Origin of the sequence: Escherichia sp. WS1450, from assembly GCF_046487395.1 — a bacterium.
Classification (GTDB): Bacteria; Pseudomonadota; Gammaproteobacteria; order Enterobacterales; family Enterobacteriaceae; genus Escherichia; species Escherichia coli.
In genome coordinates this window covers 1-3,448 of sequence record NZ_JBJQJO010000080.1, presented here as the reverse complement: position 1 = coordinate 3,448, position 3,448 = coordinate 1, and the positions used below count along the sequence as shown (strand labels likewise).

Sequence of the window (3,448 nt, the reverse complement as noted above, 5' to 3'; positions counted from 1 at the left end):
TACTCAGCAACTGCTCGACGGTCATATTTTTAATTGCGCCCCGGTTTATGAGAGTCCATCCCTGCTTTTCCAGATAAAAACGGAAAGTATCCAGAGTACAGACCAGTGCGCTATCAGGAACGGTTTCGGTGAATTTGATGTAGCCGTGTTCGTCGAAGCGGATAACCAGGGTGCGGCCATCACCCGGGATTATTTTGTCAGCGGGTGTGGTGTTATTCCGGCGCAGTTCTTCCTCCATGCGGTCGAACTCGGCAATGTAGGCTTCCTTGAATGCAGCGGCCTTTTTGCCCGTGAAGCCCATCACCAGGAAAACGAAGCCGTTTTTGGTGATTTGGTACATAGGGAGTTTGCGTCCTGTTGAGTCGGTGTATTCGCTCGCCTTAAAATTAAGGGCAGTGAACTCAGCGGAGCAGTCCAGTAATTTTATTTTTTGGATAACATTGTCGTGACGCTTGCCAAAGAATTCCGCGATCGCAACAGACGTAGTGACAGCGCGACCATTTTCAATGGTTACGTCAGGGTGAGAAAGGGTAAGGGTAGTAGCCATAATGGCAGCCTCCACGTTGAGTATTGATAACTCACCACCGAGGCTTTCCACGACCATAATGGTGGTGAGACGTACAGGGGTGGAAATACCGGTCAACGTAGAACCCGGCCAGCCTTGCAGCTGCCCTGCACGCCCCACCATAATCTGAATGTGGCTGTGCTTCACGCATAAAAAAACCGCCTGAGCGCGGTTGTGCGCTACGTTTGACTTCGGGTTTCCACGCCCGGCACCCGGTTTATGAGGTGCAGGTGCACTATAATTCCACCCGTACTGGTTTTCAATAGCTACATTCAACATTTTCTCTTACCTTTCATCACCGAAGTGAACTTTGTTGATGCGGTGCCTGGTGCCTCCAGGGTGCCTCCAGGTGACGTTAACCAGTTAACAATTAACGCCGGATACAGAGAATCCACCCATAACACTGTTTTTGGTTTTAACTGTTCCACGTGCGATCAGCCGCATTCACCACATCACAAACTTCACTTTAAAAAGGGCGGCAGAGCAGTCACGGAGTAAAACTGATACCGCCAAACGTCACCAGAAAATTGATAACAGATGGCGTTGCAGCGGGGTTGTCACTCAGGCGCATGGTCAACCTGACAACCCGGTGTCCTCAAGGGGAAGGGAACCCCGCCATGCTTACCGCCGCGCCATTTCGCGGAGTGCCACAACCGGAAGCGCACGGTCGACGAAAATTTGACGACAGGCTATATATGAACCAGCTACCTCGCCGTGCGCTTTCGTGTTGTGTGCCTGCTTTTAACCACGTCAGGCGAGGTGGTATCCTCTGAGGGGTCTGTTACCCGAGAGGAAATTGGTTATGAATACAATCAAGTTTTCTTGCCCAGAATGTGGTGGCGAAGTCTTCGACACATCCTTTAAGCCGCAGGGCTCTGACAGTTTCGCGGGAGCCATCTGCAAAAATTGTGGTCACCTTGTAACTGAAGATGAGTCCTCGCAATTCGATGAGGAAATCGTTGACAATATCTTCGGTGTAATCACCGGAGCCTTTCTGAAGTAAAGGCACATACCGCTTGGTTACCGCTCTGATAATTCTTACCTGTCCGGCAATGGCGCTGATGTCAATATAAAGCGCCATTGCTGCTTCTTTGCCGATCCCGGGATGCCTTCCATTCTGATGTTTGACTTCGCCCACTGAGAAATCCTCTGTTTCCCCTTAACGCCGGGGTAGCGGAACAAAAACCTGCTGCATAGTTAAAGTTAAACCCTGCCGTCATGTTCATACGCCTCGGGCTGGCTACTTAACCCCTGACCACTGCCTGGTAACTCGAAGTATTGCCCTGCGTTCTGTGGGGCGGGGTGGGTTGGTATGAAAGAAAGGATACCCATGGGTATCCAAAAAGTAAATACCCATGGGTAATTTTTTTTGATGTATCTTAACTGGTGACTGGTTGTTTGGTGAGTTATGATGCGTTTTGTGCTTTCTTTTTACGGATTTCTTCGTAGATCATATTGTAATACTGTTTTTTCTCTTCAAGAGTTTTTAATAAGTTATCCGCTTCACTTTCAGGCAGTTCGTCTAAGAGATCTAAAAAAATACGTTGTCGTGGCGTTAGAACCCTTGTTTCATAATTGGAGGCTGTGTTCGTTGATGATGAAACGATACCATCCATCCATCCCCGGGGTAACCCAAAGGACTCTTCTATAATCTCCACCATATCATCAGCGATCCGTTTTTTTCCTTTTTTCCCCTCTGGGTACAACATTCTTGATACATAAGAAGGCTCGCGACCGATCTTTCTGGCCACGTTAACCGCTTTACCATCGCATTTCTCATCACGAATTTTGATGAGTTGTTGTCGTCTAAATTCATATTTGTCCATAGGTAAATAATAGATGCGATTACCGCAAGGTAAACAACCCAAGGGTATTGACTTTTGTTTACCTGTAGGTATTCTTTTGCTGTGTTTACTAAGGAGTAGCTATGGAAGAATTAAGAATATTTCTCAATTCTCTTTCGTCAGATGAACAGCGTATGTTTGCATGTGAGTGTGGTACTAGCATCGGTTATCTAAGAAAGGCATTGAGTAAAGGTCAAATGTTAGGGGCATCGTTATGTGTCCTTATTGAGCGAGCCAGTAATGGTGAAGTTACACGTCAGCAACTAAGGCCTTTTGATTGGATGAATATTTGGCCCGAGCTGGAAGATACCAAAACGTTAACACAACCACTTACTAGGAGCTTGATTCATGAAAATCAAGCATGAACACATCCGCATGGCGATGAATGCCTGGTCGCGTCCGGATGGTGAAAAAGTTCCGGCAGCCGAGATAACTAGGGTTTATTTCGAGCTGGGCATGACGTTTCCTGAGCTGTACGACGACAGCCATCCGGAAGCCCTGGCCCGTAATACCCAGAAAATTTTCCGCTGGGTGGAGAAAGACACCCCTGATGCGGTTGAAAAAATTCAGGCGTTACTACCAGCGATCGAAAAGGCAATGCCGCCTTTGCTGGTGGCCAGAATGCGTAGCCACAGCTCAGCCTATTTCAGGGAGCTGCTGGAGACACGAGAACGGCTGGTGAGAGACGCGGATGATTTTATCGCAGTGGCAATCGCCGGTTTCAATCAGATGAATCGTGGTGGCCCGGCGGGTAATGCTGCGGTGATGCACTGACTGGCAATAGTTATACCGGATCGCTTTCGGTAGTACGTGATTAAGGAATTCGGTATCAGAAGAGGCAATTATGGCCGCATTACCATACATGCAACTGTACATCGCTGATTACCTGGCTGACACCATGCATTTATCAGCAGAGGAGCACGGTGCATATTTGTTGCTGATGTTCAATTACTGGCAAACAGGAAAGCCAATACCTAAAAACAGGCTGGCAAAAATTGCCCGTCTGACTAATGAGCGATGGGCTGATGTGGAGCCATCC

The 3,448-nt window shown here is 47.9% G+C and carries 6 protein-coding genes; 3 read left to right on the top strand and 3 right to left on the bottom strand.

Going from position 1 to position 3,448, the window contains the following annotated elements:
• The 3 genes from ACJHYR_RS27205 to ACJHYR_RS27195 all read right to left on the bottom strand — a co-directional run.
• The coding region (locus tag ACJHYR_RS27205; protein WP_410233194.1) for a Rha family transcriptional regulator at positions 1 to 844 on the bottom strand (844 nt) is incomplete at its 3' end.
• Between the two features lie 502 nt (positions 845 to 1,346).
• Positions 1,347 to 1,646: a hypothetical protein gene (locus ACJHYR_RS27200; protein ID WP_045147100.1), complete on the bottom strand. Its 300-nt coding sequence runs from the start codon at positions 1,644 to 1,646 to the stop codon at positions 1,347 to 1,349.
• Between the two features lie 325 nt (positions 1,647 to 1,971).
• Entirely contained in the window at positions 1,972 to 2,391 is a 420-nt protein-coding gene (locus ACJHYR_RS27195; RefSeq protein ID WP_000362152.1) for a hypothetical protein, read from the bottom strand.
• 101 nt (positions 2,392 to 2,492) lie between these two features.
• Between ACJHYR_RS27195 and ACJHYR_RS27190 the strand changes: the two genes are divergently transcribed.
• The 3 genes from ACJHYR_RS27190 to ACJHYR_RS27180 form a co-directional block, all read left to right on the top strand.
• On the top strand, positions 2,493 to 2,774 hold the full coding sequence (locus ACJHYR_RS27190) for a transcriptional regulator (RefSeq protein ID WP_000391948.1): 282 nt from the start codon (positions 2,493 to 2,495) through the stop codon (positions 2,772 to 2,774).
• Positions 2,758 to 3,183: a toxin YdaT family protein gene (locus tag ACJHYR_RS27185; protein ID WP_072740791.1), complete on the top strand. Its 426-nt coding sequence runs from the start codon at positions 2,758 to 2,760 to the stop codon at positions 3,181 to 3,183. Before ACJHYR_RS27190 ends, ACJHYR_RS27185 begins: the two co-directional genes overlap by 17 nt.
• A gap of 70 nt (positions 3,184 to 3,253) precedes the next feature.
• A partial coding sequence (locus ACJHYR_RS27180; RefSeq protein ID WP_410233193.1) for a YdaU family protein occupies positions 3,254 to 3,448 on the top strand: 195 nt, incomplete at its 3' end.